This is a genomic window from Pseudomonas sp. GW821-FHT11D10 (genome assembly GCF_058808435.1).
In genome coordinates, this window is the sequence record NZ_JBXARR010000011.1 from 134,724 (window position 1) to 150,110 (window position 15,387).

Genomic DNA, 15,387 nt, shown 5'->3' on the forward strand with positions numbered 1-15,387 from the left:
CTGGTCATGTTCAAGCGCAATTCATGGCTGAGCCGCTGCATCACGCCGAAGACCGGGTTGCCGGTGCCGGTGGTGTGGAGCGCCAGCGGTCTGGCCTGGGTGTTGCTGGTCGGCCTGTGGGCCGGGTTGTCCTACGGCGGCATCGTGCCGGGGATGTTCCTGCCCACGCCCGGCGCGGTGGTCGAAGCCGCCGTGCGCCTGAGCCGCGACGGCACCCTCGGTCAGCATGTCTGGGCGAGTGTCGAAGTGGTGATGGTGGGTTTCATTGTGTCGTCGCTGGTGGCGGTGCCGCTGGGCTTGCTGATGGGCAGCTTTCGCATCGTTCAGGCGTTCCTCGAACCGCTGGTCAACTTCATCCGCTACCTGCCGGTGACCTCGTTCGTGCCGCTGTTCATCCTGTGGATCGGTATCGGTCTGGAGCAGCGGGTGTCGGTGATCATTTTCGGTGTGTTCTTCCAGCAACTGGTGATGATCGCCGACGTGTCCAAAGGCATCTCCAAGGATCTGATAAACGCCTCTTACACCCTCGGCTCCAACCGGCGTGACGCGGTGCTGCATGTGATCGCCCCGGCGTCGTTGCCCGGCGTGCTCGACACCTTGCGGGTGACCATGGGCTGGGCCTGGACCTATCTGGTGGTCGCCGAACTGGTCGCCGCGTCCAGTGGCCTCGGTTACTTGAGCCTCAAGGCCATGCGCGGCTTTCAGGTCGACGTGATTTTTCTCGCCATCGCGATCATCGGCCTGCTCGGCCTGGTCACCGATCAACTGTTCCGCTTCTTGCGTTTGAGGATTGCCGCATGGGCTCAGTAACCGCTGCCAACCGTCGTTTCATCGAGCCGGTCGCCGCACCGGCACAAGCTGCGCCAAGGTTGCAGGTGGACAAGGTCAGCCTGCGTTACACCAAGCCCGGCGGCGGAACCTTCACCGCGCTGGAAGAGGTGTCGTTCGAAGTGCCGGATCAGCAGTTCGCGGTGCTGGTCGGGCCGTCGGGCTGCGGCAAGTCGAGCCTGCTGTACCTCACCGCCGGCCTGGCCGAGCCGACCTCCGGCGAGATCTACGTCGGCGGTCAGCAGGTGCAAGGCCCCGGCGCGGATCGTGGAATGGTGTTCCAGAGCTACACGCTGTTCCCGTGGCTGACCGTGCGGCAGAACGTTGAATTCGGCCTCAAGCGCCGGGGTATGCCGGCGGCGCGGCGCAAGGAAATCGTCGATCACTATGTCCACGAAGTCGGCTTGTCAGGATTTGCCGACAACTACGCCAAGCAGCTGTCCGGCGGCATGATGCAGCGGGTGGCGATTGCCCGAGCCCTGGCCAACGATCCACAGATCCTGCTGATGGACGAACCCTTCGGCGCCCTCGACAGCCAGACCCGCCTGCAAATGCAGCAGCTGTTGCTGCGGGTGTGGGGCAACAGCAAGAAAACCGTGCTGTTCGTCACCCACGATATCGACGAAGCGATCCTGCTCGGCGACCGGGTGTACGTGATGGGCGCCAGGCCCGGGCGGATCAAGCAGATTCTGGATGTGCCGATCGAGCGCCCACGCACGCTGGACATGGTGATGGAGCGCTCGTTCATCGACATGAAGCGGCAGATCTTCGGGCTGTTGCACGATGATCTCGAAGAGGCTCACTGAGATCAGTTGGGTGGCAGGAGGAACTTCGCAATCACCGGCAAATGATCGGAAATGCGCAACGTATCGTCCTGGCGCACCGTGGCTTCGACCCGTTTGATCTTCGGGCTGTAGAACAGGTAATCGACCGTGCGGTCCGGGCCGTTGAGGCCGGGGTCGTTGGGGTAATGGGTCAGCCACCTGGCGCGGTCGATGCCGCTGGCTTCGTTGTTGGTCGGGATCATCGGGTATTTGTCCCACAGCACATGCAGCGCACTGTCGGCGGAGTACGGCGTGCGCTGCTCGGTGGGCAGGCGCCGGTACTGGCCGAGCGGCAACAGGTTGAAGTCGCCGCCGATCAGCCACGGCGTGCCGTGGCTTTCGTGTTTGTCGAGGACCTTGGCCACTGCCGAAACTTGCGCCTGCAAGGTTTCGTCCGGCTGCATGGCGCGATCCAGATGGGTGTTGAGCACCACCAGTTGCCCGCCATCGCTGAGCGGCAGGGTGGTAGCGAGCAGGGCGTTTTTCGGCTGGAACTGACGGCTGATGATGTTCGACGGCTGCACCGGCAATTGCAGGCGCTCCGCGTGTTCGATGCGGTAGCGGCTGAGGGTCGCGAGTTGCCGGCCGACGCTGCCGAAGATGTGCGGATCCGGGACGAAATCGGCCTTCCAGTCGAAGGCGTGGGCGCTGCACGGGTAGAGGTCGGTCAGGCGTTCCTGCAACAGTTTGAGCTGGTTCTGATAGTCGCTGGCCTTGGCGCCGTCATCCAGTTCCTGCAACAGCACCACGTCGGGCTGTTCGTCGCGGATCACCCGCGCCACTTCATCGAGGCTGAACGCCATGTCTTCCGGGGTCGGGGCCTCGTCGTCGCCTTGCGCCAGGTCATTCCAGAACACGTAGCGCTTGCCGGCCAGGTATTGCACGTTCCAGGTCATGACTTTCAGGGCCTGGCCGGGGACCAGCGTCGGCGGTTGCCCGGTGCAACTGACCGGCAGGGTTTCCCGGGCGTCGGGGCGCCAGGTCAGGCTGTAGACCAGCGTGCCGATCAGGGCGAGGGCGAGCAGTACGGGCAACAGGATGTAGCGCAGTAGACGGGTCATGGCTCGGCTTATAGCGATACGGAAGTGGTCCCGAGCATACCCGAGACCCATCCATCAGCCCAAGCTCGGTGCAGTCAGACTATTCCGTCACGTTTGTCGGGCAATTCGCTGATCAGCATGAACAGGCGGAACAGCACCACGCTGGTGAACAGTTGCAGGAAGCTGTGGCCACTGTCGATCAACACAGCGATCAGAGGATTTTGCGGATCGGGATAGACCTGCAGGGTCAGGCCCTTGAGCAGCCACAACGGCCCCATCACACACAGGATGCACACCAGAATCCGCAAAAAATGCCCACGGCTCAGACGCAGGCTTTCCTTCATCGCCTGCAACGGGCCGTAACCGCGCAGCACCAGCAGATACTCACCGAAGGCCAGAGTGACCATCAGCCACAGTCCTGGCAGGAAATACAGCGACAGACCGAGCAGGATCAACAGCGTGTTCAGCGCAGTCAGCAGGGCAAAGCGCGGCCACAGACGAGCGGCCATCGCCAGCAGATCACGGGTTTGCGGGGATTCGCCGCGGGTGCGGGCATCGAGAAACAAAATCAGCGCGGCGGTGTACAGCGGATAGACCAGCAAACCGACGATCACGCTGATGGCCGAGTAACCGTCCGGGTCGCTGGCATGGTCGACCACCTGTTGCAGCACGGCTTCGACAATCACCAGCGGCAGGCACAACTGGACGATCCGGCCCAGATTGCGTTTGAAGAAATACAGGGAGTCGCGCAGCACATCGAAGGCATTCATCAGTCGGTATCGCAGGTCAAAAACAGTGGCCCACTTTAACCGATGATCCGTTTCGCTGCGCAAACGTAAACGTTCGGTAAAGGTCATTGAAACATTCTGTTGCTGCCTCCATTACAGAGGTGCGCCTCCTCCGACGTGGAGGAGGGCAACGTTATCCCCGGCAATCTACGAGGTCGCCATGAACAGCGAAGAACAAACCCTGATCGATGGACTGTTTTCCCGGCTGCAACAGGCCGAAACGGAGGCAGCCCCGCGCGACGCACTGGCTGAAGCGCGGATCAAGGAACACCTGACGCGCCAGCCGGCCGCAGGTTATTTCATGACCCAGGCGATTCTGGTGCAGGAGGCTGCCCTCAAGAGCCTCGACGAACAGAACAGACAACTGACTCAACAGGTCAAGCAATTGCAGGCCGAACTGCAATCGGCCAAGGCGCAGAGCGCGCCGCCGGCCTCCAGCGGTGGTGGCTTCCTGTCGAGCATCTTCGGTGGCAGCAGCCCGCGCCCGGCGCCGACCCAGAGCGCCCCGACCTCCACTGGCGGTTGGCGTGAACCTGCTCCGCAGCAGAACTTTGGTGCACCCGCGCCGCAACAGAACTTTGGCGCGCCACCACCGGGTTATGGCCAGCAGCAAGCGGCCCCAGCGGCGGGCAGCAGCTTCCTCGGCGGTGCGTTGAAAACAGCGGCCGGTGTGGCGGGTGGCGTGATGCTGGCACAAGGCATCAGCAGCCTGTTCCATCACAATCAGCAGCCGGAAGAAATCGTCGAAGTCATCAAGGAAGAGCCAGCCCAGGTCAACGACCAGAGCAACAACGGCTGGGGCGATGACCAGCGTATGGCCAACAACGATTCCTACGGTAATGATCAGGGCGGCTTCACCGACACTGACTACAGCGATGACAACTCATCGTTCTTCGATGATGACGATTCGTTCGTCTGACTCACCATTCGTCCGGGGCGCCTGATCGCCCCGGGCCGATTATTCGCGGAACCTTCCTTCGGGCTGGCATACTGAGCGCCTTTTTCGGGCCTGGTGCCTGATCCGGCTCATGCGCGTCAGCGCTCACAGGAACTCCGGTGAAAAAAATCGCAGTGTTCGCCGATGTGCAGAACCTCTACTACACCGTGCGTCAGGCCTATGGTTGCCACTTCAACTACGCGGCGCTGTGGGCGGATGTCAGCCAGCACGGGCAGATCGTCGAGGCTTACGCCTATGCGATCGACCGGGGCGACAGCAAACAGCAGCAGTTCCAGCAGATCCTGCGCAACCTCGGTTTCACCGTGAAACTCAAACCCTACATCCAGCGCAGCGACGGCTCGGCCAAGGGCGACTGGGACGTGGGCATCACCCTCGACATCATGGACGCCGCCGACCACGTCGACGAAATCGTCCTGGCCTCAGGTGATGGCGATTTCGACATGCTGCTCGAACGCATCATCAACAAACACGGCGTGCAAGCGGTGGCCTACGGCGTTCCCGGCCTGACCGCCAACTCGCTGATCCGCGCCGCCAGCCGTTACGTGCCGATCGAAGGCGCGCTGCTGTTGAAAAATTGAGCCCTGCTCAAGAATTGATTTAAACGGAGTACCACCCGGTTTGGAACGCATTGCAGTCATCGACTTTGAAACCACCGGCATCTCGCCGAGCAGCAGCTGCCGGGCCACGGAAATCGCCGTGGTCATGCTGGAAAACGGCCGCATCGTCGAGCGTTACCAGAGCCTGATGAACGCCGGCGTCCGCGTCCCGGCCTTCATCGAACAACTCACCGGCATCAGCAACGCCATGCTGCGCACCGCGCCGTCGGCCGAACAGGTGATGAACGAAGTCAACGAATTCGTCGGCTGCACGCCGCTGCTGGCACACAACGCAGCCTTCGACCAGAAGTTCTGGGACTTCGAACTGGGCCGGATCAAGCGTACCCGTTTGCAGAACTTCGCCTGCTCGCTGTTGCTGGCCCGCCGTTTGATGCCGGCGGCACCGAACCACAAGCTCGGTACGCTCACCACGTTTGCCCAATTGCCGCATACCGGCCAGGCGCACAGGGCGATGGCGGATGCGGAGATGGCGGCGAATTTGCTGGCGCATCTGGCGGATGAGTTGCGGCGCAAGCATGGGGTGCGGGAGCTATCGCATGACTTGCTGTGCAAATTGCAGAAAGTCCCGGCCGCCAAGGTCGGCGAGCACCTTCAGCGCTATCGCTGACTTCAGGTTTCAGGGACCGCAGCCTGAGACAGCTCCTGCTTTGACGACTATCAAGTAAGAGCTGTCGAAAGGCTGCGAATTTTCTGCGTCAGGCCAGACTGGCAAAATGTTGACTGTCGACTTTGCTCACCGGCATGAACCCCGTTGTTTTCTTGAAGTTCATGGTGTGTACAAAGTTCTTCATCGAGTCTGAAGGGTCGATGCTTTGCATGTTGAGTTTGAACAGCGTGTCTCGAGAAATAGCGACACTGAGGATAGGTTGATCCTCCAGATGGCCAGTTGCGGAGTTAAGAAGTGAGTCAACGGCAGTCACGATGACCATGCGCTCTGGAAGGATACTGAGCAACTCCTGGCCTACTCGTAGAACGCAGCTACACACATAGTCCTGAAGCAGTTCGTTGAACTTGCTGATCGGCATCTTTTTAACGGAGAGTTTCCCACTCTGCAGCAATGACTTGATCTCTTGGGGAATCACTTTCTCACCGTGAACCGAAAGCGTGCATTCAAAGATGCCGGTTTCTCCAACCGAGAAAGTGATGGAGGTGCCGAGGTGTGAGATATCCGTGAAAGGGTTCACTTGCATGACGGCATCAATCTTGGATTGGCCGTTACCGGCGAGCACTCCCGTCGCAAGATCGTAGTCTTCCTGCCATTCGCGATGCTGCGCTTCCCACTCTTTCAATTCTTCAGCCAGTATCTGCCTGTCTTTGGCCACTGCTGCGGGAATGGCTTCCTCAAGCTTTCTGCGCTTGCTGGCTTCCAGTTTCAAAGTGCGAGCAATGAAGCCCGGTTTGTAGCTGGAGTGTTTCTCTCTGGCATGGATTTCATGCGTATTGAGTTCTACGGGTTTGGTCGGCGCCGGTTGGTTTACGAACTCATTCCAGTTGATATCTTCGCCGCAGTCTTTGTGCACTGAAAGCAACAGTTCAATGTGGTTTTCGTAGACTTCAACTTCATGCGCAGCCTGCTCGCGAGCCTCCATTTTCGCGAACTCTTTCTGTCGTACTTCCAGTTCACGTTGGCGTCGTTTCGAATTTCGTTCGGCTCTTCGCGCTGACGCTTGCATCGAGCGTAGGGTTCCCTTCCAAGTCATCGCTGAGTTCCTCTCTTTCTTATTGAATTCTTGTTTTTGCGAGCGCCAAAGATCGACCTTTTGCAGGACATTATCGGTCGCATCTGGCGGTGTCCATAGGCCACAGAAATCTCGTGTAAATAGGCTGTTTAGCCGTGTGTAGCGTTTGTCGAAGTGTCCTACCGAATGTTAGGGATAATCTGTCTTGAGCTCCAACAAGCCCACCGATAACCTCTGTTCGTCGCTGCCAATTCAGCGACCGGGACTGCAAGCCCGCCGATAGTTTGTTAGGAGACCACTGGCAAACCTATAATCGCGTCGCTTCAATTAGCGACCACGATTAATGGTAGCTGTGTGCGGGAGACCTTCGGGTCTGCCGAGGTCTCCTACTCGGTCTTGCAGACCCGTGCACAGCTGCCACCCATCATCTGCAAGTGATGCTGGCAGCTCCGATATTCAAAAGGAGATTTGTCATGGTCAAGGTTGTCCCCGCGCACGCTGAAGGTTTCGGTTCAGCAATCACCCGTGAAACGCCAATTCACCCCCAGTCGTTCATTCGCCATCACATTCAATTGAGGGCCACTCTGCAGCATGCGGAAGCCTGGTTCTGCGCCCGAGACGTTGGTCGTCTCATGGGGATGGAAATCAACGCGCGACAAGTGCTCAAGCTGGATGAGGATCAGCGGCAGATGATGTATCTGTCCGGAAATGATGGTGCTCAAGAGACGTTGATGCTGAGCGAGTCCGGGGTTTACGCAATGCTGGTCTATCACTATTGCCCGGAAAACCGTCACCTGCGCCGTTGGCTGACGCATCAGGTAGTGCCAATGCTTCATCAGGAATCGAAGTCAGTTTCTGGCCCTCATGTACGTTTGATGAGTTTTGCGGGCGAAACGATGAAGTTCCTGCACTGGCGAAACGAGCCGTGGGTGCGCATGCGAGATATGCCGTATCTAGTGACACAGGAAGGGCGCGGCTACTGTTGAGGGCTTTCCACTGATTCAGCGATCAGAGATTGATTGCTGATCTGGTCAGTTGTCTGCGGGAGCGAGCCGACTCGCTCCCTCAGCAGATTCGGGCACACCTGTATTTACTTGCCGTTCCCTTCGATGTGGCCGAGCGGCACCCGCTTCTCTATCGCACTGGACAACACGATCGACGTCTTGCTGAACCCGAATTTCGCCACCCGGTTGATCAAATCCTCCAGCTCCGGCATCGAGCCCACCGCAGCCTTCATGATCACGCACGGATCGCCCGTCACTCGAAAGCACTCGGTCAGTTGCGGAATTTTCACCAGTTCGTCGTAGACCTTTTGACTGCCGTTCTGGTGGAGGCGCAATTCGATCACGCACTGGATCGGCAAGCCGATTTTCGACAGGTCGATGTTCGCCTGATACCCGGTGATGACTCCGGCCGCCTCGAGTTTGGCCACACGCTCGGCGACGGCGGGGGCGGAGAGGTTCACTTTGCGGGCGAGGTCGGCGTAGGACGCGCGACCGTTTTCGAGCAGGGCGCTGAGCAGCATGCGGTCGTATTTGTCCAAGGTCGGACTCCTGAAAATGCCAGACTTTCGAAATCGCGGTTCAGGCCGTCGATCTCCGTGTTTTCGAAAGTGTACCGGCGCTATAAACAGGTTTTGTAACTTATTTTTAGCGGTTGGCCTTTCTAGAATAACCCATCCCCTGAGTCTGACTTTCGAGCTGCCCATGTCTGCCTTGCGCCGTTTTTCCTTGCCTTTGATCGCTGCATTTTTTGCGCTGTACGTGATTTGGGGATCGACTTATCTGGTGATCCGCATCGGCGTCGAATACTGGCCGCCGTTGATGCTCGGCGGCGTGCGCTTCGTGATTGCCGGCACTCTGATGTACGCCTTCCTCCGCTGGCGCGGCGCACCGGCGCCGACCTGGGCGCAGTGGAAAGCGGCGGGGATCATCGGAATTCTGTTGCTCAGTTTCGGCAACGGCGCGGTGACGTTGGCCGAGCACAGTGGCGTGGCGTCGGGTGTTGCCGCGCTGGCGGTGGCGACGGTGCCGCTGTTCACTTTGCTCTGCGGCTATTTCTGGGGCGCCCGCAACACCCGTCTGGAATGGGCCGGGGTGGCGATGGGGATTATCGGCATCGCGATGCTCAACATGGGCTCCAACCTGCAATCGAGCCCGCTGGGCGCGGCGTTGCTGATTTTCGCGGCGGCGAGCTGGGCGTTCGGTTCGGTGTGGAGCAAACACCTGCCGCTGCCTCAAGGCGCAATGGCCAGTGCCGTGGAAATGCTGGTGGGCGGCGTGGTGCTGCTGATCGGCAGCGCGGCGAGCGGTGAACACCTGCAGGCCATGCCGCCGCTGGAAGGCTGGCTGGCGCTGGCGTACCTGATCTTCTTTGGCTCGATCATCGCCTTCAACGCTTACATGTACCTGTTGAAAAACGTTCGTCCGGCGGCGGCCACCAGTTATGCCTATGTGAACCCGGCGGTGGCGGTGTTGCTGGGGATCGTGTTTGTCGGCGAGACCATCGGGATCGAAGAGGCGCTGGCGATGCTGGTGATCATCGGCGCGGTGGTGCTGATCGGTCTGCCGCAGTGGCGCCGCCCGGCGCAGCCACCAGTGGTCAGCGAGCCGGCTGCCATAGCGACGGAGCAGCGTGCGAATTAGGGTAAACTGCGCGCCATCGCACACGTGCACTGATTTTTTCCTACGGTACTCCCATGACTTTCGCCACCCTTGGCCTGATCGAACCCTTGCTGCGCTCCCTCGAGAAGCTCGGCTACCAGACCCCGACGCCGGTGCAGGCGCAAGCCATTCCGGCCGTGCTGGCCGGTCGTGACCTGATGGCCGCGGCTCAGACCGGCACCGGCAAGACCGCCGGTTTTGCCTTGCCGCTGCTACAACTGCTGGCGATGGAAGGGCCGAAAGTTACCGCCAACTCGGTGCGTGCGCTGATTCTGGTGCCGACCCGCGAGCTGGCCGAACAAGTCCACGAAGCCGTGCGCCAGTACGCCGAAAACCTGCCATTGCGCACTTACGCGGTGTACGGCGGCGTCAGCATCAACCCGCAGATGATGAAGCTGCGCGGCGGCGTCGATCTGCTGGTCGCGACCCCGGGCCGTCTGCTCGACCTGTTCCGTCAGAACGCGCTGAAGTTCAATCAGCTGCAAACCCTGGTGCTGGACGAAGCCGACCGCATGCTCGACCTGGGCTTTTCCGAAGAGCTGGCGAACATTTACCGCGCGCTGCCGAAGAAACGTCAGACGCTGCTGTTCTCCGCGACCTTCTCCGATGACATCCGCCTGCTGGCCGGGCAGATGCTCAACGATCCGCAGAGCATCGAAGTCAGCCCGCGCAACGTGGCCGCCAACACCGTCAAGCAATGGGTGGTGACGGTGGACAAGAAGCGCAAGCCGGAACTGTTCGTGCACCTGATGCGCAAGAACAAGTGGAAGCAGGTGCTGGTATTCGCCAAGACCCGTAATGGTGTGGACGCGCTGGTCGAGAAACTTCAGGGCCTGGGCGTGAACGCCGACGGCATCCACGGCGACAAGCCGCAAGCGACCCGGCAGCGGGCGCTGGACCGTTTCAAACTGAGCGAAGTGCAGATTCTGGTGGCCACCGATGTGGCGGCCCGTGGTCTGGATATCGAAGACCTGCCATTGGTGGTCAACTTTGATCTGCCGATCGTGGCCGAGGATTACATTCACCGTATCGGCCGGACTGGCCGCGCGGGTTCGACCGGTGAGGCGATCTCGCTGGTGTGCGCTGATGAAGTGAACATGTTGTCGGCGATTGAAATGCTGACCCGCAGCACGTTGAAGCGTGAGGTTGAGCCGGACTTCGTGCCCGAGCACCGCGTGCCGGACACCGATGCCAGTGGCCAGGTGATCAAGAAGCCGAAGAAACCGAAGAAGCCGAAAGCTTCCGGTGGTGGCGGTGGCAAGCGCAATCTGGGCAAGTGGGTGGACAGCGGCGAGACTCAGGCGCCGGAGCCTTCGATCAAGCCTGTGCGCAAGGTGCCGGTGTTCAATACCGGGCCGCGCAAGCGTAAGCCTTAAACGTCAGACAGGGTCGTTCCCGCGCAATGCGGGAACGATCAGTTACGCTGTTTCAACCAGTCCAGCATTCCAGCTCCGGCCGCCCGGCCACTGGCAAAACACGCCGTCAGCAAATAACCCCCAGTCGGCGCTTCCCAATCCAGCATCTCCCCCGCACAAAACACCCCCGGCAACGCCTTGAGCATCAAGCGCTCATCCATCGCCTCGAATGTCACACCACCGGCACTGCTGATCGCTTCATCCAAAGGACGAGTTTTCACCAAGGTCAGCGGCAAGGCCTTGATTGCCCGGGCCAACAACGCCGGATCGGCAAACGTCGCAGCATCAGTGAGTTCACGCAGCAACGCCGCTTTCACCCCATCAATCCCGACCTGACTGTGCAGATGCTTGGCCATCGAGCGCGAACCCCGTGGTTTGCTCAACGCCGCCTGCAATTTATCCACAAGCCGGCCGGGCAGCAGGTCGACGTGAATGGTCGCGGCACCGTGCACATTGATCGCCTCACGAATCGGCGCTGACAGCGCATAAATCAGACTGCCCTCGATGCCGGTCGCGGTAATCACGCATTCACCCAGACGCGGAACATCGTCGTTCAAACCGATGGCGATATTTTTCAGCGGCGCGCCGGCGAATTTGCTGACCATCACTTCACTCCAGGCCTGCACCTCGAAGCCGCAATTGCTCGGCTGCAACGGCGCCAATCCTACGCCGCGTTGCTCCAGCGGCAGCATCCACGCGCCGTCGGAACCCAGCCGCGACCAGCTGCCGCCGCCGAGGGCGAGCAGGGTGGCGTCGGGGTTGAGGGTTTTCTCGCCTTCCGGGCTAACGATGCGCAGCGCGCCGTTTTCGTCCCAGCCGAGCCAGTGGTGGCGGGTGTGGATAACCACGCCGCTGTCGCGCAGGCGCTTGAGCCAGGCGCGCAGCAGCGGCGCGGCTTTCATGTCGGTGGGGAACACCCGGCCGGAGCTGCCGATGAAGGTTTCGATGCCCAGCTCGTGAATCCAGCGGCACAGTGCATCAGCGTCGAATGCGCGCAGCAGCGGGGCGATGTTCGGGGCGCGTTCGGCATAGCGCGACAGGAAGGCCGGGTAGGCTTCGGAATGGGTGATGTTCATGCCGCCGACCCCGGCCAGCAGGAACTTGCGGCCCACCGAGGGCATGCCGTCGTACAGATCGACGCGGACTCCGGCCTGGCTCAGCACTTCGGCGGCCATCAGGCCGGCGGGGCCACCGCCGATGATGGCGACGTGAGCGGGAAGGGCGGCGGAAGTCTGGGTCATGGCAGCGGCAATAGCATGGCGGAATAAGCCGCGCATTCTAGCAGCAGCGACCATTGTCAGGCCTGATCAAAAAACAACCAGCGCGCTGCAAGCCATGTTCAGCGTGGGCTGTAGTCCCTTTCGCTCAGGTTATCCACAGGCCGTTCCACAGCCATTGTGGGTAACGCAGCACAACTCAATGACAACCCGATGACTGCCAGACGCGCTGCGCACTGTGATGCAGGATGCCGTGGCGGCGGGCGAGGGCGTGGCGATCCTTGCTGTAACCGCCGCCGATTACGCCGACCACCGGGATGTCACGGCCCAGGCAGTGGCGCATCACGCTTTCATCGCGGGCGGCAACGCCTTCGTCGGTCAGTTGCAGATAACCGAGGGCGTCGTCCTTGTGCACGTCGACGCCGGCGTCGTACAGCACCAGATCCGGCTGATACAGCGGCAGCAGATAGTTGAGCGCGTCGTCGACGACTTTCAGGTAATCGGCGTCGCCCATGCCGTTGGGCAGCGGAATGTCCCAGTCGCTTTCGGCCTTGCGTGCAGGAAAATTCTTTTCGCAGTGCAGGGAAACGGTGATCGCTTCCGGGGTGTTGTGCAGAATCCGCGCAGTGCCGTCGCCCTGATGCACGTCGCAATCGAAGATCAGCACCCGATTCACCCGGCCGCTTTGCAGCAGATATTGGCTGATGATCGCCAGGTCGTTGAAGATGCAGAACCCGGCGGGGTAGTCGTAGTGGGCGTGATGAGTACCGCCGGCGAGGTGACAGGCCAGGCCATGTTCCAGGGCTTTTTCCGCCGCCAGAATCGAGCCGCCGACCGCCCGCACCGTGCGTCGGGCCAGCGCTTCATTCCACGGCAGACCGAGGCGCCGCTGGTCTTCGCGGGACAACTCGCCGCTCATGTAGCGTTCGATATAACCGCGGTCATGGGCCAGGGCGAGAATGTCGGCAGGGCACAGTTCAGGGCGCAGCAGGTCTTCGTCGCGGGTCAGGCCGCTGTCCACCAGGTGATCGCGCAGCAGGCGGAACTTGTCCATGGGGAAGCGGTGATCCGCCGGGAATTCCGGGCTGTAGTCTTCGTGGTAGATCAGCGGCAACGGCATGGTGGACTATTCATAAAGGCTGCAGGAAAGAGTGCAAAGCCTAACAGCGATGTAGACTGACGGCATCAAGCGGAGGGGCGGGATGGAACCGATACTGGAGCTGGAAAGCGCAAGGCTGCTGATGCGCCAATGGCAGGACGAGGATTTGCCGGCGTTCGCGGCAATGTGCGCTGACCCGCAAGTGATGCGCTACTTCCCCGCGCCCTTGAGCCGGCTGGAAAGCGCCGCGCTGATCGGCCGGGTGCGCGGGCATTTTGCCGAACACGGTTACGGTCTGTGGGCGCTGGAGCGCAAGGACAGCGGCGAGTTCATCGGTTTTACCGGGCTCGGCGTGGTCGGCTTCGATGCGCCGTTCACCCCGGCGGTGGAAATCGGCTGGCGGCTGGCCAAGGAACACTGGGGCCTCGGTTATGCCAGCGAAGCGGCCTGGACCGCGTTGCGTTGCGGTTTTGACCGGGTGGCGCTGAATGAAGTGGTGTCATTCACCAGCGAGACCAATCTGCCGTCGCAGAAAGTCATGCAGGCGATCGGCATGCACCACGCCCCGCAGGATGATTTCGACCACCCGCGTCTCGCGGACGGTCACCCGTTACAGCGACATGTGTTGTACCGCATCACGAGGGAGCAGTGGCTGGAAACCTTGCATGGATAAGCAGGCGCGGACGTTTACAATGGCCGGCACCCTGGGGGCGCCGGCCAGAACCTGAATCCCCCGCCGCAGCCAAGACTGCGCGGCATTGCTTTGTGTGAGGAGAGTCTGAATGAGCCAAGTGTTGGAAGATCTGGTGGATCTGCTGACCCTCGAACCGATCGAGGAAAACCTGTTCCGTGGTCGCAGCCAGGATCTGGGCTTTCGCCAGTTGTTCGGCGGCCAGGTGCTCGGCCAGTCGCTGTCGGCGGCCAGTCAGACCGTTGAAGAAGCGCGCCATGTGCATTCGATGCACGGTTATTTCCTGCGTCCAGGCGATGCCAAGTTGCCGGTGGTCTACTCGGTGGACCGTGTGCGGGACGGTGGCAGTTTCAGCACCCGCCGCGTGACCGCGATCCAGAAGGGCCACCCGATTTTCACTTGCAGCGCTTCGTTCCAGTACGACGAGGAAGGCTTCGAACACCAGAGCCAGATGCCGCAAGTGGTCGGCCCGGAAAACCTGCCGTCGGAGCTGGAACTGACCCAGCAACGCGCGCACCTGATCCCGGAACACATGCGCGAAAAGCTGCTGTGCCCGAAGCCGATCGAAGTGCGCCCGGTCACTGAAAAAGACCCGTACAACCCGCAACCGGCGGATCCGGTCAAGTACGTGTGGTTTCGTGCCGACGGCGCGTTGGCCGACATCCCGGCGCTGCACAAATACCTGTTGGCCTACGCCTCGGACTTCGGTCTGCTGACCACCTCGATGCTGCCGCACGGCAAATCGGTCTGGCAGAAAGACATGCAGGTCGCCAGCCTCGACCACGCGTTGTGGTTCCACAATGATCTGCGCGCCGATGACTGGTTGCTCTACGCCATGGACAGCCCGTGGGCCGGCAATTCCCGCGGTTTCTCCCGGGGCAGCGTGTTCAACCGCGCCGGGCAACTGGTGGCGTCGGTGACCCAGGAAGGCCTGATCCGTCATCGCAAGGACTGGGCATGAGTCTGGCGGACGTGCGGCACTGGGTGTTCGACATGGACGGCACCCTGACCGTCGCCGTGCATGACTTCGCGGCGATCCGCGTGGCGCTGGCGATCCCGCCGGAGGACGACATCCTCACCCACCTCGCGGCATTGCCCGCCGAGGAAGCGGCGGCGAAACATGCGTGGCTGCTGGAACATGAGCGCGATCTGGCGCTCGGCTCGACCCCGGCGGTTGGCGCGGTGCAGCTGGTGCGCGAACTGCACGCCCGGGGTTATCGCTTGGGCATCCTGACCCGCAATGCGCGGGAACTGGCCCATGTGACGCTGGAGGCCATCGGCCTTGCTGACTGTTTCGCGGTGGAGGATGTGCTGGGCCGCGATGAAGCACAGCCAAAACCGCATCCCGGTGGTCTGCTGAAACTGGCCGAGGCCTGGCAAGTGCCGGCGAGCGAGATGGTGATGGTCGGTGATTACCGGTTTGATCTAGATTGCGGCCGGGCGGCGGGCACCCACACGGTGCTGGTGAACCTGCCGGATAATCCGTGGCCGGAGTTGACCGATTGGCATGCGAAGGATTGTGTGGAACTGCGGCGGATGTTGTTCGCTTGAAAAAAAACGGGGGCTTC

The 15,387-nt window shown here is 61.0% G+C and carries 17 protein-coding genes; 11 read left to right on the forward strand and 6 right to left on the reverse strand.

Going from position 1 to position 15,387, the window contains the following annotated elements; all coding sequences use genetic code 11:
- The first annotated feature begins 6 nt into the window (after positions 1 to 6).
- Positions 7 to 810 (forward strand): ABC transporter permease, encoded by an 804-nt coding sequence (locus tag AC1RT4_RS26435; RefSeq protein WP_007958721.1) that lies wholly within the window; start codon positions 7 to 9, stop codon positions 808 to 810.
- Positions 798 to 1,634, forward strand: a complete 837-nt coding sequence (locus AC1RT4_RS26440; protein WP_493088981.1) for an ABC transporter ATP-binding protein — start codon at positions 798 to 800, stop codon at positions 1,632 to 1,634. Before AC1RT4_RS26435 ends, AC1RT4_RS26440 begins: the two co-directional genes overlap by 13 nt.
- 2 nt (positions 1,635 to 1,636) lie before the next feature.
- Here the strand turns inward: AC1RT4_RS26440 and AC1RT4_RS26445 are convergent, their stop codons facing one another.
- Both AC1RT4_RS26445 and AC1RT4_RS26450 read right to left on the reverse strand, forming a co-directional pair.
- Complete coding sequence (locus tag AC1RT4_RS26445) at positions 1,637 to 2,713, reverse strand: endonuclease/exonuclease/phosphatase family protein (protein ID WP_493088983.1); 1,077 nt, start codon at positions 2,711 to 2,713, stop codon at positions 1,637 to 1,639.
- 74 nt (positions 2,714 to 2,787) lie between these two features.
- Positions 2,788 to 3,462 (reverse strand): YciC family protein, encoded by a 675-nt coding sequence (locus AC1RT4_RS26450; protein ID WP_218189661.1) that lies wholly within the window; start codon positions 3,460 to 3,462, stop codon positions 2,788 to 2,790.
- Between the two features lie 178 nt (positions 3,463 to 3,640).
- On the opposite strand from AC1RT4_RS26450, the gene AC1RT4_RS26455 reads away from it, so the two are divergent.
- From AC1RT4_RS26455 to AC1RT4_RS26465, 3 genes are all read left to right on the forward strand, one after another.
- Entirely contained in the window at positions 3,641 to 4,399 is a 759-nt protein-coding gene (locus AC1RT4_RS26455; RefSeq protein WP_493088985.1) for a DUF2076 domain-containing protein, read from the forward strand.
- Between the two features lie 137 nt (positions 4,400 to 4,536).
- Positions 4,537 to 5,016: an NYN domain-containing protein gene (locus AC1RT4_RS26460; protein ID WP_007958730.1), complete on the forward strand. Its 480-nt coding sequence runs from the start codon at positions 4,537 to 4,539 to the stop codon at positions 5,014 to 5,016.
- A gap of 40 nt (positions 5,017 to 5,056) precedes the next feature.
- Entirely contained in the window at positions 5,057 to 5,662 is a 606-nt protein-coding gene (locus tag AC1RT4_RS26465) for a 3'-5' exonuclease (protein ID WP_039771802.1), read from the forward strand.
- A gap of 88 nt (positions 5,663 to 5,750) precedes the next feature.
- On the opposite strand, the gene AC1RT4_RS26470 is transcribed toward AC1RT4_RS26465, so the two are convergent.
- Complete coding sequence (locus AC1RT4_RS26470) at positions 5,751 to 6,755, reverse strand: hypothetical protein (protein ID WP_493088988.1); 1,005 nt, start codon at positions 6,753 to 6,755, stop codon at positions 5,751 to 5,753.
- A 452-nt stretch (positions 6,756 to 7,207) separates the two neighbouring features.
- On the opposite strand from AC1RT4_RS26470, the gene AC1RT4_RS26475 reads away from it, so the two are divergent.
- Complete coding sequence (locus AC1RT4_RS26475) at positions 7,208 to 7,720, forward strand: BRO-N domain-containing protein (protein WP_493088990.1); 513 nt, start codon at positions 7,208 to 7,210, stop codon at positions 7,718 to 7,720.
- 104 nt (positions 7,721 to 7,824) lie between these two features.
- Here AC1RT4_RS26475 and AC1RT4_RS26480 read toward each other — a convergent pair whose 3' ends face one another.
- Positions 7,825 to 8,277, reverse strand: a complete 453-nt coding sequence (locus tag AC1RT4_RS26480; protein ID WP_179693647.1) for an Lrp/AsnC family transcriptional regulator — start codon at positions 8,275 to 8,277, stop codon at positions 7,825 to 7,827.
- A 163-nt stretch (positions 8,278 to 8,440) separates the two neighbouring features.
- On the opposite strand from AC1RT4_RS26480, the gene yedA reads away from it, so the two are divergent.
- Both yedA and rhlE1 read left to right on the forward strand, forming a co-directional pair.
- On the forward strand, positions 8,441 to 9,379 hold the full coding sequence (gene yedA, locus AC1RT4_RS26485; protein ID WP_493088992.1) for a drug/metabolite exporter YedA: 939 nt from the start codon (positions 8,441 to 8,443) through the stop codon (positions 9,377 to 9,379).
- Between the two features lie 53 nt (positions 9,380 to 9,432).
- Complete coding sequence (gene rhlE1 / locus AC1RT4_RS26490) at positions 9,433 to 10,773, forward strand: RNA helicase RhlE1 (RefSeq protein ID WP_007958742.1); 1,341 nt, start codon at positions 9,433 to 9,435, stop codon at positions 10,771 to 10,773.
- A 38-nt stretch (positions 10,774 to 10,811) separates the two neighbouring features.
- Here the strand turns inward: rhlE1 and AC1RT4_RS26495 are convergent, their stop codons facing one another.
- Positions 10,812 to 12,053, reverse strand: coding sequence for a TIGR03862 family flavoprotein (locus AC1RT4_RS26495; RefSeq protein ID WP_493088994.1), 1,242 nt, complete (start codon positions 12,051 to 12,053; stop codon positions 10,812 to 10,814).
- Positions 12,054 to 12,228: 175 nt separating this feature from the next.
- Positions 12,229 to 13,149, reverse strand: a complete 921-nt coding sequence (locus tag AC1RT4_RS26500) for a histone deacetylase family protein (RefSeq protein ID WP_493088996.1) — start codon at positions 13,147 to 13,149, stop codon at positions 12,229 to 12,231.
- A gap of 82 nt (positions 13,150 to 13,231) precedes the next feature.
- Here AC1RT4_RS26500 and AC1RT4_RS26505 point away from each other — a divergent pair, with 82 nt between their 5' ends.
- The 3 genes from AC1RT4_RS26505 (at position 13,232) to AC1RT4_RS26515 (ending at position 15,370) form a co-directional block, all read left to right on the forward strand.
- Complete coding sequence (locus AC1RT4_RS26505) at positions 13,232 to 13,801, forward strand: GNAT family N-acetyltransferase (protein WP_179693652.1); 570 nt, start codon at positions 13,232 to 13,234, stop codon at positions 13,799 to 13,801.
- Positions 13,802 to 13,910: 109 nt separating this feature from the next.
- Positions 13,911 to 14,780 (forward strand): acyl-CoA thioesterase II, encoded by an 870-nt coding sequence (gene tesB, locus AC1RT4_RS26510; protein WP_007958750.1) that lies wholly within the window; start codon positions 13,911 to 13,913, stop codon positions 14,778 to 14,780.
- A complete protein-coding gene (locus AC1RT4_RS26515) occupies positions 14,777 to 15,370 on the forward strand; it encodes an HAD family hydrolase (RefSeq protein WP_493088999.1) in 594 nt (197 codons plus the stop codon). Before tesB ends, AC1RT4_RS26515 begins: the two co-directional genes overlap by 4 nt.
- The last annotated feature ends 17 nt before the right edge of the window (positions 15,371 to 15,387 follow it).